We start from the raw sequence: 18,802 nt of genomic DNA on the forward strand, positions 1-18,802 counted from the left end.
GGCAGACGACGCGGCGGCGACAGCGCGTCGTGGGCATTCCGGCCTGTCTCACACCGGTTCGAATTCGTCCGCCGCCGCGTTCTCCGGCTTCTTGCCGTTGAAGGTGAGGCCGGCCTTGGTGGCCGAGAGCTTCACCTCTGAGCCGTCGCGCACGTCGCCGGAAAGGATCATCTCCGCCAGCGGATCCTGCACGCTGCGCTGGATCACCCGCTTCAGCGGGCGGGCGCCGTAAGCCGGGTCCCAGCCTTTCTCCGCCAGCCAGTCGCGCGCCTTAGGGTCGAGCTCCAGCTCGATCTTGCGATCTTCGAGCAGCTTGCGCAGCCGCGCGAACTGGATCTCGACGATGCGGCCCATGTCGCTCTTCTGCAACCGGTGAAACAAGATGATCTCGTCGATCCGGTTGAGGAATTCGGGCCGGAAGTGCGCCCGTACCATGTTCATCACCTGCTCGCGCACCGCGCTCGTGCTCTGGCCTTCCGGTTGGTTGACAAGATACTCGGCGCCGATGTTCGAGGTCATGATAATCAGCGTGTTGCGGAAGTCGACGGTGCGGCCCTGGCCGTCGGTCAGGCGGCCGTCGTCGAGTACCTGCAACAGCACGTTGAAGACGTCGGGATGCGCCTTCTCGATCTCGTCGAACAGCACCACCTGATAAGGCCGCCGCCGCACCGCTTCGGTCAGGGCACCGCCCTCGTCATAGCCGACATAGCCGGGCGGCGCGCCGATCAGCCGCGAGACCGAATGCTTCTCCATGTATTCGGACATGTCGAGGCGGATCATCGCGGTCTCGTCATCGAACAGATATTCGGCAAGCGCTTTCGCAAGCTCGGTCTTGCCGACGCCGGTGGGGCCTAAGAACATGAACGAGCCGATCGGCCGGTTGGGGTCCTGCAGGCCGGCGCGGGCGCGGCGCACCGCGGTCGACACCGCGCGGACGGCCTCGGCCTGGCCGACGACGCGCTTGCCGAGCATCTCCTCCATGCGCAGCAGCTTGTCCTTCTCACCCTCCAGCATCTTGTCGACTGGCACGCCGGTCCAGCGCGACACCACCTGCGCGATATTGTCGGCGGTCACGGTCTCGCTGGTGGACGAGGTCTCGCTGGCCTCGACCGCCGCGAGCTTCTTCTCGAGCTCGGGAATCCGGCCATAGGCCAGCTCGCCCGCCTTCTGGAATTCTCCCTTGCGCTGCGCATTGGCGAGCTCGGTACGCAACTGTTCGAGTTCGCCCTTCATCTTCTGCGCATCGGAAAGCTTGCTCTTTTCCGACCGCCATTTCGAAGTCATATCCGCCGATTTCTTTTCCAGGTCGGTGAGATCCTTCTCGAGCGTCTGCAAGCGGCTCTTGGAGCCGAGATCGGTCTCCTTCTTCAGCGCTTCCTGCTCGATCTTGAGCCGGATGATCTCGCGGTCGAGCGAGTCGAGTTCTTCCGGCTTGGAATCGACCTGCATCGTCAGCCGGGCGGCCGCTTCGTCCATCAGGTCGATGGCCTTGTCGGGCAGGAAGCGGTCGGTGATGTAGCGGTTCGACAGCGTCGCGGCTGCAACCAGCGCCGAATCCGCGATGCGCACGCCGTGATGTTGCTCGTATTTGTCCTTCAAGCCGCGCAGGATCGAGATGGTGTCCTCGACCGTCGGCTCGGAGACGAACACCGGCTGGAAGCGCCGCGCCAGCGCTGCATCCTTCTCGACATGCTTGCGGTATTCGTCGAGCGTGGTGGCGCCGATGCAATGCAGCTCGCCGCGGGCGAGCGCGGGCTTCAACAGGTTGGATGCGTCCATCGCGCCGTCGCCCTTGCCGGCGCCGATCAGCGTGTGCATCTCGTCGATGAACAGGATGATGCCACCCTCGGCCGAGGTCACCTCCTGCAGCACCGCCTTGAGCCGCTCCTCGAACTCGCCGCGATATTTTGCGCCGGCGATCAGCGCGCCGAGATCGAGCGCGAGCAGCGCCTTGTCCTGCAGGCTTTCCGGCACGTCGCCATTGACGATGCGCAGCGCGAGGCCCTCGACGATCGCGGTCTTGCCGACACCGGGCTCGCCGATCAGGACGGGATTGTTCTTGGTCCGCCGCGACAGCACCTGGATGGTGCGGCGGATCTCCTCGTCGCGGCCGATCACCGGGTCGAGCTTGCCGTCGCGCGCAGCCTGGGTGAGGTCGCGGGCATATTTCTTCAGCGCGTCATAGGCGTTCTCGGCCGATGCGCTGTCGGCGGTGCGGCCCTTGCGCAGCGCGTTGATGGCTGCATTCAGGTTCTGCGAATTGACCCCGCCCTTGGCGAGCAGCTTGCCGGCCTCGCTGTCCTTGTCGGCTGCGAGCGCCTGCAGCAGGCGTTCGACTGAGACAAAGCTGTCGCCGGCCTTGTCGGCGGCCTGTTCCGCCGCGGCGAAGGCGCGCGCGGTCTCGGGTGCCAGATAGATCTGTCCCGAGCCGGCGCCGCTGACCTTCGGAACCTTCGCCAGCGCGTCTTCGGTCGCCTTGAGGATCGCGCGCGAATTGCCGCCGGCGCGGTCGATCAGGCCGGCCGCGAGGCCCTCATTGTCGTCGAGCAGCACCTTCAGGATGTGCAGCGTCGAGAACTGCTGATGCCCCTCGCGCATCGCAAGCGATTGCGCCGACTGAATGAAGCCGCGAACGCGATCGGTATATTTTTCTATGTTCATCGTGGCACCTCAAGCAACGCAAGCTCGTCGAGATCCATTATGCCACGCAGTTCCGTCGGCGACAGATGGCGGAACGATGACATCCATCATGCAACAGCCCCGTGCAATTGCGCCGGCGGAAAACCGCGGGCCCAAGGCTGCCGCGTCTCGCATCGTGTGGTCCTTTCAGGGGAGTGTCAATCGCGCAGCGCGCTCGCTGGGATGCTGCGGTTAAGCCGTTGCGAGGGCTGATGTTCGTCGCTGGCACTCATCGGGAGGCACTGCTACGGCCGCGCCGGCAAGCCGGGTGCACGCATCGCGCTGACTGACGGTTCGATGGATCGCCGGGCTCGCGAAGCGAGTGTTGGATGAGCATGGACCGCTGTGATCGTACAAAGGCCCAGGTCATGATCGGGACACGTTATCGGAATTGATCGCGTCGCGTTTCGCGTCGCTCGCTCGCTCGCTCGCTGATACAGAGAAGCAACGCGCGATGTTCCACTGCATCGCGCAACGTTGCATCACGGCGCACTCTGAACCGACCATGAATAGCCGGATGAGCGCGTTTCCGTTTGCGTCGATGCGTTTCAGGCTGGTGTAAGGTCAAGGCGCTAGCGATGAAGTGTGTCGGTGCATTGCCGACGCACGGAACTTTTGTTCCGTCTCACGTTGAACGTGCTCATCGAAGAGGCTCCCAATGACAACTCGTCTCCTTTCGACCGTGTCGTGTGCAGCGATTGCCACGGCGCTGTTCTATGCGACGGCAATGCCCGCAATCGCGCAGGATGCGGCATGCGCGCCGGTCTCTGCCGTCGAGACCGCGCCGCCGCCGTTGCCGACCTACGATCAGCCGCCGGTGCCTGGTCCCGGCTACATGTGGTCGCCGGGCAATTGGTCGTGGGACGAGGATCGCGGCGATTACTACTGGGTGCCGGGCACCTGGGTGCAGCCGCCGCGGGTCGGACTGCTGTGGACGCCCGGCTACTGGGGCGTGTTCGGTGGCGGCTTCATCTTCCATCAGGGCTACTGGGGTGATCGCGTCGGCTTCTATGGCGGCATCAATTACGGCTTCGGCTACGGCGGGTCGGGCTATGAAGGCGGCCGCTGGGATCACGGCAACTTCTTCTACAATCGCACCGTGAACAATCTGCAGGGCGCGCGGATCACCAACGTCTACGAGAAGAACGTCACGATCAATCAGACCACCGTCAACAGCGTCAGCTACAATGGCGGCCGCGGCGGCATCGAGGTGCGGCCGACGCCGGCCGAGCGCGCGGTCGCCAAGGAGCAGCACTTCGCGGCGACGCCGTTGCAACGCAAGCAGGTCGAGACCGCAAGCCAGGATCCGAGCCTGTTCAAGCGGACCAACAATGGCGTGCCCGCAGTCGCCGCAACGGCGCGTCCCGGCGAATTGAAGGGACCGGGCGTGGTTCGCGCGCGGCCGGCCGGCGAGGCGGTGCCGGCCAACGCCGCACGGCCGGCGGCCGGGGAGCCGGGGCACCCGGGAGCTGCACCTGCACCCGCACCCGCAACAGCACCGGCTGCTTCCCATGCGCTCCCGGTCCCGGAAAGGAGCTTCCGGCGGCGCATCCGCCCGCCGAGGCGAACAAGCCCGCGGCCGAGGAGAAGCGCGCAGCACCTGCTCCCGAGACCAAGGCCGAGCCGCACCCTGCTGCGCCGGCACCTGCCGGATCCCACGCGCTTCCGGTTCCCGAGAAGGGCGTTGTGGCGCATCCGCCCGCCGAAGCGAACAGGCCCGCAGTCGAAGAGAAGCGCGCGGCGCCTGCCGCCGAGCCGAAGCTTGAGCCGCATCCTGCAGAAGCGGCGCGGCCTGCCGTGCAGGAGAAGCGGCCCGAAGAGGTGCGCAAGGAAGAGCCGCGTCCCGAGCCTGCCGCGAAGCCCGTCGCACGGCCCGAGCCAGCGAGGCCCGAAGCGCGACCGGAGCCAGCAGCGAAGCCGCAAGCGCACCCGGAGACGATGGCGCGCCCTGAGCCGCATCCGCAGCCGCAGGCCGCCCATCCCCAGCCGGCGGCACGGCCGGAGCCGCACGCCGCTCCGCATGCTGCGCCTGCGGCAGGTCATCCCGCAGAGGAGAAGCGGCAGGAGCAACACTAAGGCACGTCCGCGCTCCGCTGGCTCGTTCCGGCGGAGCGCGGTATTGTTCCGCCTGTGCAAGCGATCATCACGGGAGGTTGGTCATGGCACAGAGTCACGGTGGCGATGGACAGCTCGACGATGGCAAGCCGCGCTTGAGCGAGGACGACATGCAGCGCGCTTTGCTCGGTCCGAGGGGCGTGCCAGGCAAGGCGGATACCGCCAAGATGACGCCGCAGCAGCAAAAGAACATGCCGAACTATCTGGACCCCGGACATACATCCTAACTTGTCATGTGACGTGAGCGCACGCCGCGTCGGCCGCTTCCGGGCGGCGCGCCTGCGCACTTGCAAATCGCCTGCTTTTGCGCCCTCATGATTGCAGGTGCACTCTCGGTGTTGCGGAGCAGGTTGTGAGAAATCCGTACGAGGTCCTTGGCGTTGCCCCGACGGCGTCTGCGGCCGATATCCAGAAGGCCTATCGCAAGCTGGCGAAGAAGCTGCATCCGGATCTCAATCCGGGCGACAAGGCGGCCGAAGACAAATTCAAGGAAGTCGCGGCTGCGAACGATCTGCTCTCGGATGCCGAGAAGCGCAAGCGCTTCGACGCCGGCGAGATCGATGCCGATGGCGCCGAGCGGCCGCAGCATCGCTACTACCGGGATTTCGCCACCGCGGATGCGGGGCATCCCTATGCCGACAGCTCCGGCTATGCCGACTACACGGACCAGGACGACGCCTTCGCCGAATTGCTCCGGCGCAGCGAGCAGGCGCGCGCCAACCGGCGTGGCCGCGATTTGCATTACGCTCTCGCGATCGACTTCGCGGAATCGATCACCGGTGCGAGAAAGCGGCTGACGCTTCCCGACGGCGGTACGCTCGATGTGACGATCCCGCCGGGCTCGTCGATGGCCAGATCATTCGTCTGCGCGGCAAGGGCATGCCCGGCAGCGGCAAGGGCGGTCCCGGCGATGCGCTGATCGAGGTGGAAGTTCGCCCCGACCCGCGCTTCACCCGCGAGGGTGACGACATTACGCTGGAACTGCCGATCTCGCTGTCCGAGGCGGTGCTCGGCGGAAAAGTCCGCGTTCCGACGCCGACCGGTGCCGTGACCATGACGGTTCCGAGGGGATCGAACACCGGCACGACCATGCGGTTGCGCGGCAAGGGTGCGCCCCGCGTCGGCGGAGGCCATGGCGACGAGCTCGTCAAGCTCAAGGTGGTCCTGCCCAAGGGACCCGATCCCGAGCTCGAGGCGTTTGTGTCGAACTGGGATCGAAAGGCATTCGATCCGCGCGAGGATGGTGCATCATGAACAAGCAGCAGTTCCTCATCGATGCGGGTCTGGAGGTGCAGACCCTGGAGTTCTGGATCGAGCAGCAATGGCTGGTGCCGGACGAGACCGCCAGCGAGATCAGCTTCTCCGACACCGACGTGGCGCGCGCGCATCTGATCCGCGACCTGAAGGGCGACTTCGGCGTCAACGACGAGGGCATCGACGTCATCCTTCATCTGGTCGATCAGCTGCACGGCCTGCGCCGCGCGTTCGAGCAATTGCACAAGGACATCGCGTCACCGCCGCGCTAGGCGCTTCACTTGCGACGAACCTCAGCCTTGGGACTTAGCCTTGGGATCAGCCTGGGAGACGATCATGACGGACAAGCCGACGCCGCTGGCGCATGGCGAGATCGACGTTCTTATCCTGCAGGCGTTGGTGCGCAAGCTGATCGCGAAAGGCGTGCTGACGCCGGACGACGTCCGCTCGATGCTATTCGAGGCCGCCAAGAATCTTGACCTGGTCGGCAGCGAGCTGACGACGGAAGCCGCCAACATCATCGTGCAGGAAGATCTGGCGCCGGCATTCCTTGGCGGCTAGTGTCCCGAATCCGAAGTTCGCATCATTTGCCGCACCTTCGGGGCGAACTTCGGATTCGATAAGGACACTAGCGAACTTATGATTCTAGTGTGCTTTATGAATGCGAAGTTCGTGAAAGTGGCTGCCGCGAAGTTGCACGAACTTCGCATTCAGCACACTAGCGCATGATCCGGAAAAGTGGAAGCCGGTTTTCCCTCGCGACAAACGCGAAGCGTTTGCGCGGAGATCATGCTCAAACCAAAGAGCTCGAATAAAGAGGCTTCAGGTCTGGCCGCCGCGGGTGGAGACCAGCCGGATCCGGGTGACCTGACCGGCATTGCCGGCGAGATAGGCTTGTGCGTCACGCACCAACCGCTCCACGGCGGCCGCGTCAAAGCTCGGATGACGGGTGTTCAGATGCAGGTCGGTCTCGATCTGCATGACGTTTGTCGTGTCCGCGGCGCCGATCTCGACCGAGAACGACACCAGCGATACGTGCGGGCTCTTGAAGGCCATCGCTCGATCTCCCTCATCGCGTGACGCGCGGCGCGCATCGGTACGGCGGGCGCAATCTATCTCAAGCTGCCGAATCCTGCTCGGCCGTTCGCATAGCTGCCGGACCAGCCCTGTCGAGTTCCTCGATCATGCCGCGGGCGATCTCGCGCTCGCCCATGATCACGATGTCGGCGCCAAGTGCTTTGAGATGATCGACCTCGGCGTCGGAATGCGCACGGGCGATGATCTGGATATCGGCGTTCGCGGCGCGCGCCTGCTCGACGATCTGACCGGCCTCGAAGGCTTCGGGAATGGCGATGACCAGCGATCGCGCGCCGGCCGGATTGGTCGCGCGCAGCACGCTGGCGCGCGCGGCGTTGCCCATCAGAGCTTCGATGCCGCGCTCCTTGAGCTTGGCGACCATGTCGTCGGACGCCTCGACCGCGAGAAACGGCGCGCTGCGTTGATGCAGCGCATCGCCGACGATGCTGCCGACCCGGCCGTAGCCGACCAGGATGGTGTGATCCTGCAATTCGGTGACCGGGATTGGTTCAGAAGCCGCGGCGGTTGGTGAGGAAGCCTGCGGCTTCTCGAGCCGCGACGTCAGCCAGTCGACCACCGCGAACACCAGCGGGTTGAGCATGATCGAGAAGATCGCGCCCGCCAGGATCAGGTCGCGGCCGGCCTTCGGCAGGAGATTGAGCGCCACACCGAGCTCGGCCAGGATGAAGGAGAATTCGCCGATCTGGGCGAGGCTCGCCGAGATCATCAAGGCGGTTGCCATCGGATGACGGAACAGCACGACGATCAGAAGGGCGGCGATCGACTTGCCGACCACGATGACGAACAGCGTCGCGACGAATGGCCAGGGCTCGCGGACCACGCTCATCGGGTCGAACAGCATGCCGACGGAGACGAAGAACAGCACCGCGAACGCATCGCGCAGCGGCAGGGTCTCCTGGGCCGCGCGCTGGCTGAGCGGCGATTCCCGCAGCATCATGCCGGCGAAGAAGGCGCCGAGCGCCAGCGAGACGCCGAACAGCTTGGTCGCGCCGAACGCGATGCAGAGCGCGATCGCGAGTACGGTCAGCCGGAACAGCTCGCGCGAGCCAGTATGCGCGATGTAGTGCAGGACCCACGGGATCAGCCGACGCCCGACCAGCAGCATCAGCGCGATGAACACGGCGATCTTGATCAGCGTCAGCACCAGCACGCCGGTGAGCCCGAGACCGAAACGGGCGGCGAGCGGGTCGGAGGTGAGCGCCGTGCCATCGCCGCCCTGCAAGCTCGCCACCGCCGGGAACAGCACCAGCGCCAGCACCATGGCGAGGTCTTCGACGATCAGCCAGCCGACCGCGATCTTGCCGCGTTCGGTGTCCATCAGGCGGCGCTCCTGCAGCGCGCGCAACAGTACGACGGTACTTGCGACCGACAACGCGAGGCCGAACACGAGACCCGCGCCGACGGTCCAGCCCATCAAGAGCGCGAGGCCGAGGCCCATCAATGTGGCGACCGCAATCTGCGCAATCGCGCCGGGCACCGCGATCGCGCGCACCGACAACAGATCGTTCAGCGAGAAATGCAGGCCGACGCCGAACATCAGGAGAATGATACCGAGCTCCGCCAGCTCGGTTGCCAGCGCCTGATCGGCAACGAAGCCGGGCGTGAAGGGACCGACGGCCACGCCCGCGAGCAGATAACCGACCAGTGGCGGAACCCGAAAGCGCTGGGCGATGGTTCCGAAGACAAAAGCGAGGCCGAGGCCCGCGACGACGGTCGCGATCAGAGGTGTGTCATGCGGCATTTCGCCTTGTCGCACAGCATCCCTGGCGGTGCACCGCGACCATTTGAGGCGCGGCATTCCGCGCGGAAACCGTGATCTATTGCTCATGGCGTGAGCATATGATCTCATGTCGGGATGGATCCGCGGCTTCCCGAGACTGATCTCGTTATCTTCGACTGCGACGGCGTGCTCGTCGACAGCGAGGAATTGAGCTGCCGCTGTCTTGCCGAGGCGATGGTTCGGGCCGGCATCGGGATGAGCACCGAGCGGGCGCTCGAGCTCTTCCTCGGCCGCAGCACCGCGGCCCTGGGCGACTACTGCCGGGGCGTGGGAAAGCCGTTGCCCGAGACGTTTCTGCCTGACCTCGCGCTGCAGGTCCGTGAGACCTTCCGCTCCCGGCTGAAGCCGATCGCCGGCATCGCGGCGGTGCTCAAGGAATTGCGGCTGCCATATTGTGTCGCCTCATCGAGCGATCTCGAGCGGGTGAAGTTTTCGCTGGAGCTGACCGGCCTCGCTGCCAGCTTCGGGCCGCGGCTCTACACCGCGCAGATGGTCAGGCACGGCAAGCCGGCCCCGGATCTGTTCTTGCATGCGGCAAGCGCAATGGGCGCCGCGCCGCGCCGCACGCTCGTGATCGAGGACAGCGTCAGCGGCGTGACGGCGGCGAAGGCGGCCGGAATGAAAGTGTGGGGATTTGTCGGCGGTGCCCACTATCGGTTGGCGGATGGCAGTGCTCTGCTGCGGCAAGCGGGGGCGGATCGAATCTTCGCCGCGATGACGGATTTCTGGATGGAAGGCTGACGCAAGACGATGGCTGCGCCCGACAATGAAAAGTCTCGCCTCGACGATGCGGCGCGCGCCGGCTGGCTGTATTTCATCGCGGGCCACACCCAGGATGAGATTGCGAAAATGCTGCAGGTGTCGCGCGCCTCGGCGCAGCGCCTGGTGTCGCTGTGCCTCGCGGAGCGGCTGATCACGTTTCGCCTCGAACACCCCATCGCGGCCTGCATGGAGTTGGCCGCCCGGCTGAAGGCGCGGTTCGACCTCGTGCATTGCGACGTCGTGCCGACCGATCCGGCGGCACCGCTGTCCAATGCAGGGATCGACGAGCGTAGCGCCAATCTGCTGGAGACGACGCTGCGCTCGGAGACGCCGGTGATCGTGGCGCTCGGCACCGGCCGCGCGGTGCGCGCCGCGGTCGAGCGGGTCTCGCCGATCGAGCGGCCCGATCACCAGATCGTCTCCCTGGTCGGCAACATCTCCGCCGACGGCTCGGCGAGCTTCTACGACACGGTGGGACGGCTCGCCGACCGCACCGGTGCGCGCCATTACCCGATGCCGCTGCCGTTCCTGATGTCGAGCGAGGACGAGCGCAACCGCATGGTTCGCATTGACCCGATCGCGCGGGTGAGGGCGGTCGCCGCCAAGGCCGATCTGCGGCTGATCGGCATCGGCCAGATGGACCAGAAGGCCCAGGTCCATGTCGACGGCTTCGTCACCCGCGAGGAGCTGCTCGAGATGATGCGGCTCGGCGCGGTCGGCGAGGTGACGGGCTGGGCCTATGACGCCAAGGGCCGCCTGATCAAGGGCGGCACCAACAAGCGGCTGACCAGCATCCCGCCGCAGATCCCCGCGGAAGCGACCACGATCGCCGCGGCGGTCGGCGCCGCCAAGGTGCCCTCGATCAAGGCCGCATTGGCGGGCCGGGTGATCAACGGCCTCATCACCGATGAGGCCACCGCGCGCGCGGTGCTGGATCGGTAGGCGCCACGAGTCGTACTTCACCTCGCCCCGCTTGCGGGGAGAGGTCGGATCGCATCGGAGATGCGATCCGGGTGAGGGGGAGTCTCCGTGCATTCGTCCGCTTCGTATGCGCGGAAAGAGCCCCTCACCCCAACCCTCTCCCCGTAAGAACGGGGCGAGGGAGCGCAGTCCCGCTGTGGCCGCAAATCAAGTTGCCTTCTGGGTCTCAGCGCCCTTCTTCATCTCCGCAAACACCTCCATTCCAGCGTGCAGTGGAACCCGCAAACGCGCGGGACGGTGCTCCCGCGCGCTTGACAAAGTTTGGCGACAGGATGAACATACGCCCAACACGTGGGCATATGCTCAACGTGACATAAGGGAGGTCACCTTGAAAAACGTCCTTTGCGCCGTTGCGGGCGCGGCCGCTGTTTTGATCTCTGCCCCCTCGATCGCCCAGACCACGCTGACGGTGGCGACCGTCAACAATGGCGACATGATCCGCATGCAGGGGCTCACCAGCGAATTCACCGCGAAGAATCCCGACATCACCGTCAAATGGGTGACGCTCGAGGAGAACGTGCTGCGCCAGCGCGTGACCACCGACATCGCCACCAAGGGCGGCCAGTTCGACGTGCTCACCATCGGCACCTATGAGGTGCCGATCTGGGCCAAGAAGAACTGGCTGGTGCCGCTCGACAAGCTCGGCGCCGACTACGACGTCGGTGACCTCTTGCCCAAGATCAAGGATGCGGTCTCGGTCGACGGCAAGCTCTACGCCGCGCCGTTCTACGGCGAGAGCTCGATGGTGATGTATCGCACCGACCTGTTCGACAAGGCCGGCCTGAAGATGCCGGAGAGCCCGACCTGGGACTTCGTGGTCGACGCCGCCAAGAAGCTGACCGACAAGTCCGCCGGCGTCTACGGCATCTGCCTGCGCGGCAAGGCCGGCTGGGGCGAGAACATGGCGTTCCTGACCGCGATGGCCAATTCCTACGGTGCGCGCTGGTTCGACGAGAAGTGGGAGCCGCAGTTCAATTCGCCGGAATGGAAGAAGACGCTGACGACCTATGTCGACCTGATGAAGCAGGCCGGCCCTCCCGGCGCCTCTTCCAACGGCTTCAACGAGAACCTCGCGCTGTTCAACGCCGGCAAATGCGCGATGTGGATCGATGCCACCGTGGCGGCGTCGTTCGTCAGCAATCCCAAGGAATCCACGGTCGCCGACAAGGTCGGCTTTGCGCTGGCGCCGAACACCGGGCTCGGCAAGAACGCCAACTGGCTGTGGGCGTGGAGTCTCGCGGTTCCTGCCGGCTCGAAGAAGGTCGAGGCGGCCGAGAAGTTCATCGCCTGGGCGACCAGCAAGGACTACACCAAGCTCGTTGCCGCGAAGGAAGGCTGGGCCAATGTGCCGCCGGGCACGCGCACCTCGCTGTACAACAACCCCGACTACCTGAAGGTCGCGCCCTTCGCCAAGCTGACCTTGGCTTCGATCGACGCGGCCGATCCGAACAAGCCGACGGTGAAGCCGGTGCCTTATGTGGGCGTGCAGTATGCGGCGATCCCTGAATTCCAGGGCATCGGCACCCAGGTGGGCCAGCAGTTCTCGGCGGCGCTGTCCGGCTCGACCACCGTCGATGCGGCGCTGGCGGCCGCGCAGTCCGCGACCGAGCGCGAGATGAAGCGCGCAGGGTACATCAAATAAACCTGGCTGCGACGCAATAGCCAAGGCGCGTCAAGCGCCTTGGCCGCCCGACCAGCTTAGACCTCCCGAGCTGGGCTACTTGCGACCATCCTGTCCCGCAGCGGGATGGTCGCTCCTTTCCTTAAGAAGGAGGCGGGGATGGCGACCCAGCAGACCCAACTGCTCGCACGCACGCTGCTCACGCCCGCGGTGGCGCTGCTGTTCATCTGGATGATCGTGCCGCTGGCGCTCACGATCTATTTCGCGACCCTGCATTACAATCTGCTCGATCCCGGCTCTGAAATCATTCGTTGGGCTGGAGAATTTCCGCTATTTCCTGACCGATCCGGCCTTCCTCGCCTCGCTGCAGAACACGCTGGTGCTGGTCGGCTCGGTGCTCGCAATCACGATCATCCTCGGCGTGCCGCTGGCGCTCTTGCTCGACCAGCAGGTGGTCGGGCTCTCGATCGTCCGGTTGATGGTGATCGCGCCGTTCTTCGTGATGCCGACGGTGAGCGCGCTGGTCTGGAAGAACCTGTTGATGCATCCGGTGTCGGGCCTGTTCGCCTGGATCGCGCATCTGTTCGGGCTGCCGGCCATCGACTGGTTCAACGATGCGCCGCTGTTCTCGGTGATCCTGATCATCTCCTGGCAATGGCTGCCGTTCGCGACCCTGATCCTGCTCACCGCGCTGCAATCGCTCGACGAGGAGCAGAAGGAGGCGGCCGAGATGGACGGCGCGAGCGCGATCTCGACCTTCATCTACATCACGCTGCCGCATTTGGCGCGCCCGATTACCGTGGTGATCCTGATCGAAACCATCTTCCTGCTCACGGTGTTCGCGGAGATCTTCGTCACCACCGGCGGCGGCCCCGGCCTGCAGACCACCAACATCGCCTTCCTGATCTATTCGCAGGCGTTGATCCAGTACGATGTCGGCAGCGCCTCGGCGGGCGGCCTGGTCGCGGTGGTGCTCGCCAACGTCGTCGCCTTCTTCCTCGTTCGTATCGTCGGCCGGAATCTGGAGGCGTAACGTCATGGCGCGGATGGTCACGACACGGCGCAAGGTCATTTCGACGGTGGCGGCCTGGCTGGTCGGCTTCCTGATCTTCTTCCCGATCCTCTGGATGGTGCTGGCGAGCTTCAAGACCGAGCTCGAGGCGTTCGCGATCCCGCCCTCGTTCCTGTTCTTCCATTGGACCACCGAGAACTACGCCACGGTGCAGGAGCGCAGCGACTATTTCCATCACGCGCTCAACTCGATCATTATCGCCGGCGGCTCGACCTTGATCGCGATGCTGATCGCGATCCCGGCGGCGTGGTCGATGGCGTTCTCGCCGACCAAACGGACCAAGGACGTGCTGCTCTGGATGCTGTCCACCAAGATGATGCCGCCGGTCGGCGTGCTGGTGCCGATCTATCTGATTTACCGCACCTTCGGCCTGCTCGACACCCGCTCTGGTCTGATCTTCATCCTGTGTCTCGGCAATCTGCCGATCGTGATCTGGATGCTGTTCACCTATTTCAAGGAGATTCCGAAGGACATCCTCGAGGCGGCGCGGATGGACGGCGCCACGATCGGGCGCGAGCTGATCTATGTGCTGACGCCGATGGCGGTGCCGGGGCTAGCCTCGACGTTGCTGCTCAATCTGATCCTGGCGTGGAACGAGGCGTTCTGGACCCTCAATCTGTCGACGCTCGAGGCGGCGCCGCTCACCGTCTTCATCGCGTCCTATTCCAGCCCGGAAGGATTGTTCTGGGCGAAATTGTCGGCGGCGTCGACGCTCGCGATCGCGCCCATTCTCGTGCTCGGCTGGTTCAGTCAGCGGCAGCTCGTCCGCGGACTGACCTTCGGCGCGGTCAAGTAGCAGAAAGGCTTTTGTCATGGGTCAGATTACGCTGCAGGGTGTGCAAAAATCGTTCGGGCCGGTCCACATCATCAAGGGCGCCGATCTCGACATCGCCGACGGCTCCTTCGTCGTGTTCGTCGGTCCGTCCGGCTGCGGCAAGACCACGCTGCTGCGGCTGATCGCGGGGCTCGAGGATGTCACCGGGGGCGCCATCCTGATCGACGGGCGCAATGTGGTCGACGTGCCGCCGGCCAAGCGCGGGCTGTCGATGGTGTTCCAGTCCTACGCGCTCTATCCGCATATGAGCGTGCGCGGCAACATCGCGTTCGGCCTGAAGATGGCCGGCATCGCCAAGGGCGAGATCAACCGCAAGGTCGAGGCGGCCGCGGCGACGCTCAACCTGACGCCCTATCTCGACCGCAAGCCGCGCGAGCTCTCTGGCGGCCAGCGCCAGCGCGTCGCGATCGGGCGCGCCATCGTGCGCGAGCCGAAGGCGTTCCTGTTCGACGAGCCGCTGTCCAATCTCGATGCCGCGCTGCGCGTGCAGATGCGGCTCGAGGTGACGCGGTTGCAGAAGCAGCTCGGCACCACGGCAATCTACGTCACCCACGACCAGGTCGAGGCCATGACCATGGCCGACAAGATCGTGGTGCTGAACGGCGGCAAGATCGAGCAATACGGTTCGCCGCTCGAGCTCTATGAGAACCCTGCCAACCTGTTCGTCGCCGGCTTCATCGGCTCGCCGAAGATGAATTTCGTCACCGGTGAGATCGCGAAGCAGCAGGGCGCCGCGACCATCGGGGTACGGCCCGAGCATTTGAGGGTCGAGCGCGACGGGCAGGGCGGCTGGCACGGCACCGTCTCGGTCGCCGAGCATCTCGGCAGCGACACTTTCCTCTATGTCGACGCCGGACCGCTGGGAATGCTGACCGCGCGCTATGTCGGCGAGCTCGACCTGCATCCCGGCGACCGGGTGTCGCTGATCCCGGATCCGGCGCGCATCCACCGTTTCGACGACAGCGGAAAATCGATTCACGCGTAGAGCGTGATCCGGACCCGGAGGGGCCGCGTTAGCGCAAAGCGTGAAGCGGTTTTCCGAACAGATCATGCTCAAAAAGAAGCTAAGGAAGAAGAAAATGTATCTCGAAAAATTCAGGCTCGGCGGCAAGACCGCCATCATCACCGGCGCGGGTCAGGGCATCGGGCTCGCCTGCGCCGAGGCGCTCGCCGAAGCCGGCGCCAAGGTCATCATCGGCGACCGCGACGCCAAGGTTGCCAATGACGCGCAGGCGGCACTGAAGGCCAAGGGCTTTGACGCCGACATCGCGCTGATGGACGTGACGGATTCCGGCCGCGTCGCCGCGGTCGCCGACGAACTGGTCGGCAAGTACGGTAAGGTCGACATTCTCGTCAACAATGCGGGCATCGCCCGCAGCGAGACGCCGGCCGAGACCGTAACCGACGAGCACTGGCTCAACGTCATCGACGTCAACCTGAACGGCACCTTCTGGTGCTGTCGCGCCTTCGGCAATCACATGCTGAAGGCGAAATCCGGCACCATCGTCAATGTCGGCTCGATGTCCGGCTTCATCGTCAACAAGCCGCAGGAACAGTGCTTCTACAACGCCTCCAAGGCCGCGGTGCATCACCTGACCAAATCGCTCGCCGCCGAATGGGGCGCGCGCGGGGTTCGCGTCAACGCCGTGGCGCCGACCTATATCGAGACGCCGCTGAACGCCTTCGTGAAGAACAGCCCCAGAATGTACGACGCCTGGATCGGTGGAACCCCGATGGCGCGGATGGGGCAGGTTGACGAGATCGCCTCCGTGGTGCTGTTCCTGGCGTCCGAGGCGGCGAGCCTGATGACCGGAAGCATCGTTCTGGTCGATGGCGGCTACACTTGCTGGTAGGCTTGCGCCCGGGGATCGTGCTCAACGGAAGATAGAGCGGTCATGCGGCAAGCCTATATCGGGGTGGACGTCGGCAGCACCAGCGCCCGGGCGGGCGTGTTCGACGAGTCGGGGAAGCTGCTCGGGTCGGCCCGGCATCCGATCCGGGTCTGGCACGAGCCCGGCGATATCGTGGAGCAATCGTCCGATGACATCTGGGCGGCCTGCGTCGCCTCCGTGCGCGGTGCGATGCGGGAGGCTGCGGTTGCCGCCGAACACGTCAAAGGCATCGGCTTCGACGCGACCTGTTCGCTGGTCGTGCTCGACAGGGCGGGCCGGCCGCTCACCGTCAGCCCGTCGGGCGATCCCGCGCGCAATGTCGTGGTCTGGATGGATCACCGCGCGATGGATGAAACCGAATTCGTCAACGCGACCGGCGACAAGGTGCTGCGCTATGTCGGCGGCGCCATCTCGCCGGAGATGGAGATCCCGAAGATCCTCTGGCTGAAGCGGCATCTGCCCGCGACCTTCGAGGCCGCCGGGCATTTCTTCGATCTTGCCGACTATCTGTCGTTCCGCGCGTCCGGCTCGCTGGCGCGCTCGACCTGCACGGTCACCTGCAAATGGACCTATGTCGCCGGCGAGGGCGGCTGGAGTGAATCCTTTTTCAAGCGGGTCGGGCTCGAGGCGCTCGCGGCCGACCGTTTTGGGCGGATCGGCAGCGAGATCGTGCCGCCCGGCTCGCCGCTCGGTCGCGGGCTGTCCGAGGATGCCGCGCGCGATCTCGGCCTGCTGCCGGGAACCGCGGTCGGTGCCTCCCTGATCGATGCCCATGCCGGCGGCGTCGGCGCGATCGGCGGCCGCGATGGCTCCGGCGCCGAGGTCGATGTCTGCCAACGGCTCGCCTACATCATGGGAACGTCGGCCTGCATCATGGCGACGACGGTCGATCCCTGCTTCGTGCCCGGCGTCTGGGGCCCGTATTTCGAAGGCATGGTGCCGGGCTTCTGGCTGAACGAGGGCGGCCAATCGGCGGCGGGCGCCGCGATCGATCACCTGCTCAAGTCGCATCCGGCGCATGCCGAGGTTGCGCTCGCGGCGAAGACCGACGGCGTCGACGTCATCGAATATCTCGAGAAGCGCATCCTGGCGCGCAGCGGCAATGCCGGTGCTGCGGCGTTGCTCGCGCGCAACGTTCACGTTCTGCCTGAGTTCCTCGGCAACCGTTCGCCCTATGCCGATCCCGGCTCGCGCGCGGTGATCGCGGGGCTCGATCTCGACACCGACGTGTCGGCGCTGGAGCGGCTGTTCATCGCCGGCCTGTGCGGGCTGGCCTATGGCCTTGCCGACGTCATCGACGCCTTGCAGGCGCATGGCGTCAAAGGCAAGACCATCGTGATCGGCGGCGGCGCGAGCCGCAGCCCCCTGGTGCGCCAGATCATGGCCGACACGACAGGCTACACGGTGGCACTGCCGCAGACCCAAGAACCCGTCTTGCTCGGCGCCGCGATGCTGGGCGCGGTCGCCAGCGGCGCGCACAACTCGATCAATGCGGCGATGGCCGGCATGTCGGCGCTTGGACGGTTGAGCGAGCCGACCAGGCCGGAGCTCGCCGAGTTCCACCGCAAGAAGCGCGGCGTGCACAAGATGCTGCGAGAGCTCGACCGCGACAGCCGCGAGGCGATGAGGCGGGCGCCCGGCGAAGCGCCGACGTAAGGTTTGCCCCATGCTGCTGAGTTGCGGAGATGCGCTGATCGATTTCCTGCCGTCGAAGACGGCGGATGGACGTGAGGCCTTGACGCCCGCCGTCGGCGGCTCCTGCCTCAACATCGCGATCGGCAGCGCCCGGCTCGATGTTCCCACCGGCTTTGTCGGCGGCATCTCGACCGACACCTTCGGCAGGATGATCGCCGATCATGCCGCGGCGTCCGGAGTCGATCTTCGTCGCGCCACCCGCAGCAATCGCCAGGCGACGCTGGCCTTTGCGCGCGTCACCGGCACCGAGACGCAATACGCCTTCTACGACGCCGACACCGCGTCGCGGAACTGGACCTATCGGCGCGATGCGGTCGCGCTTGACGGCGTCACCTGCGTGCATACCGGCTCGACCACGCTGGTCCATGACAAGGGTGCGGCGGAGACGCTGGCCTTGATCGAGGATGCGCGGCCGAACGTGACGATCTCGCTCGATCCGAACTGCCGACCGAACCTCGTCAAGGACAAGGACGCCTATCGCGCGCGCATGCTGGCGTTCTGCGGCAAGGCCGACATCGTGAAGATGTCCGACGTCGACTTCGCCTATCTGTTCGGTGACGAGGCCCATGCTGCGCGGGCCGAGACGCTGCTGTCGGGCGGCGCATCGCTCGTAGTCATTACGCGCGGCAATGATGGCGCCTGTGCCTGGCATCGCAAGGCAGGACCGATCGCGGCCGAAGCGCCGGTGGTCAACGTCGTCGATACGATCGGCGCCGGCGACAGCTTTCAGGCGGCGCTGCTCGCCGCGTTGCATCGGCTGGACCGGATCGCGCAGCCGCAGTTGCGCGACGTCTCCGCAGCCGAGCTGACCCGTGCGTTGTCCTTTGCCTGCAAATGCGCCGCTTTCACCTGCACGCGGCCCGGCGCCGATCCGCCGCGCAGCCGGGAGTTGCCGGCCGACTATTGGTAAGCCATGCAGGGCCTCAGCCGGCGCGGCCTCCCGCGCGATGCCGTCGCTTGACGCTTAGTCTCATTTTGCGTGCTGCGCCTGCGAAGGCAAATCTGCCCGGCGATGCGT

General features: G+C 65.5%; 14 protein-coding genes and 2 pseudogenes. 13 read left to right on the plus strand and 3 right to left on the minus strand.

Annotated features, from left to right (window positions below; all coding sequences use genetic code 11):
* Window positions 1–48: 48 nt before the first annotated feature.
* The gene (gene clpB, locus ACSKB9_RS31505) at window positions 49–2,661 is read right to left on the minus strand and encodes an ATP-dependent chaperone ClpB (RefSeq protein ID WP_438077986.1); all 2,613 of its coding nucleotides are present in this window, start codon (window positions 2,659–2,661) and stop codon (window positions 49–51) included.
* Between the two features lie 676 nt (window positions 2,662–3,337).
* Here clpB and ACSKB9_RS31510 point away from each other — a divergent pair.
* The 4 genes and pseudogenes from ACSKB9_RS31510 to ACSKB9_RS31525 all read left to right on the plus strand — a co-directional run bounded on the left by ACSKB9_RS31510 (window position 3,338) and on the right by ACSKB9_RS31525 (window position 6,609).
* Complete coding sequence (locus ACSKB9_RS31510; protein WP_438077988.1) at window positions 3,338–5,038, plus strand: hypothetical protein; 1,701 nt, start codon at window positions 3,338–3,340, stop codon at window positions 5,036–5,038.
* 108 nt (window positions 5,039–5,146) lie between these two features.
* A pseudogene (locus ACSKB9_RS31515) lies at window positions 5,147–6,048 on the plus strand (DnaJ C-terminal domain-containing protein).
* Entirely contained in the window at window positions 6,045–6,320 is a 276-nt protein-coding gene (locus ACSKB9_RS31520; RefSeq protein ID WP_092081643.1) for a chaperone modulator CbpM, read from the plus strand. The pseudogene ACSKB9_RS31515 and the gene ACSKB9_RS31520 overlap by 4 nt, the downstream one beginning before the upstream one ends.
* A 64-nt stretch (window positions 6,321–6,384) precedes the next feature.
* Window positions 6,385–6,609: a hypothetical protein gene (locus ACSKB9_RS31525; RefSeq protein ID WP_016843345.1), complete on the plus strand. Its 225-nt coding sequence runs from the start codon at window positions 6,385–6,387 to the stop codon at window positions 6,607–6,609.
* A gap of 261 nt (window positions 6,610–6,870) precedes the next feature.
* Here ACSKB9_RS31525 and ACSKB9_RS31530 read toward each other — a convergent pair whose 3' ends face one another.
* Both ACSKB9_RS31530 and ybaL read right to left on the minus strand, forming a co-directional pair.
* Window positions 6,871–7,104 carry a hypothetical protein gene (locus ACSKB9_RS31530; protein WP_438077991.1) on the minus strand — a complete coding sequence of 78 codons (234 nt, stop codon included), beginning with the start codon at window positions 7,102–7,104 and terminating at the stop codon, window positions 6,871–6,873.
* A 61-nt stretch (window positions 7,105–7,165) separates the two neighbouring features.
* Entirely contained in the window at window positions 7,166–8,887 is a 1,722-nt protein-coding gene (gene ybaL / locus ACSKB9_RS31535) for a YbaL family putative K(+) efflux transporter (RefSeq protein WP_438077993.1), read from the minus strand.
* A 114-nt stretch (window positions 8,888–9,001) separates the two neighbouring features.
* Here ybaL and ACSKB9_RS31540 point away from each other — a divergent pair, with 114 nt between their 5' ends.
* From ACSKB9_RS31540 to ACSKB9_RS31580, 9 genes and pseudogenes are all read left to right on the plus strand, one after another.
* Window positions 9,002–9,667, plus strand: a complete 666-nt coding sequence (locus tag ACSKB9_RS31540; RefSeq protein WP_438077994.1) for an HAD family hydrolase — start codon at window positions 9,002–9,004, stop codon at window positions 9,665–9,667.
* Window positions 9,668–9,676: 9 nt separating this feature from the next.
* Window positions 9,677–10,630, plus strand: a complete 954-nt coding sequence (locus ACSKB9_RS31545) for a sugar-binding transcriptional regulator (protein WP_438077996.1) — start codon at window positions 9,677–9,679, stop codon at window positions 10,628–10,630.
* Window positions 10,631–10,997: 367 nt separating this feature from the next.
* On the plus strand, window positions 10,998–12,311 hold the full coding sequence (locus tag ACSKB9_RS31550) for an ABC transporter substrate-binding protein (protein WP_438077998.1): 1,314 nt from the start codon (window positions 10,998–11,000) through the stop codon (window positions 12,309–12,311).
* Window positions 12,312–12,449: 138 nt separating this feature from the next.
* Window positions 12,450–13,323: pseudogene (locus ACSKB9_RS31555) on the plus strand (carbohydrate ABC transporter permease).
* A gap of 4 nt (window positions 13,324–13,327) precedes the next feature.
* Window positions 13,328–14,158, plus strand: a complete 831-nt coding sequence (locus ACSKB9_RS31560; protein WP_069279505.1) for a carbohydrate ABC transporter permease — start codon at window positions 13,328–13,330, stop codon at window positions 14,156–14,158.
* A 16-nt stretch (window positions 14,159–14,174) separates the two neighbouring features.
* Window positions 14,175–15,182: an ABC transporter ATP-binding protein gene (locus ACSKB9_RS31565; protein WP_438078000.1), complete on the plus strand. Its 1,008-nt coding sequence runs from the start codon at window positions 14,175–14,177 to the stop codon at window positions 15,180–15,182.
* A 94-nt stretch (window positions 15,183–15,276) separates the two neighbouring features.
* A complete protein-coding gene (locus ACSKB9_RS31570) occupies window positions 15,277–16,050 on the plus strand; it encodes an SDR family NAD(P)-dependent oxidoreductase (protein WP_057019317.1) in 774 nt (257 codons plus the stop codon).
* 42 nt (window positions 16,051–16,092) lie between these two features.
* A complete protein-coding gene (locus ACSKB9_RS31575; RefSeq protein ID WP_438078002.1) occupies window positions 16,093–17,745 on the plus strand; it encodes an FGGY-family carbohydrate kinase in 1,653 nt (550 codons plus the stop codon).
* A gap of 10 nt (window positions 17,746–17,755) precedes the next feature.
* A complete protein-coding gene (locus ACSKB9_RS31580) occupies window positions 17,756–18,694 on the plus strand; it encodes a carbohydrate kinase family protein (RefSeq protein ID WP_057019232.1) in 939 nt (312 codons plus the stop codon).
* Window positions 18,695–18,802: the final 108 nt, after the last annotated feature.

It is taken from the genome of Bradyrhizobium sp. BR 1433 (genome assembly GCF_051547665.1).
Taxonomy (GTDB): Bacteria; Pseudomonadota; Alphaproteobacteria; order Rhizobiales; family Xanthobacteraceae; genus Bradyrhizobium; species Bradyrhizobium australafricanum.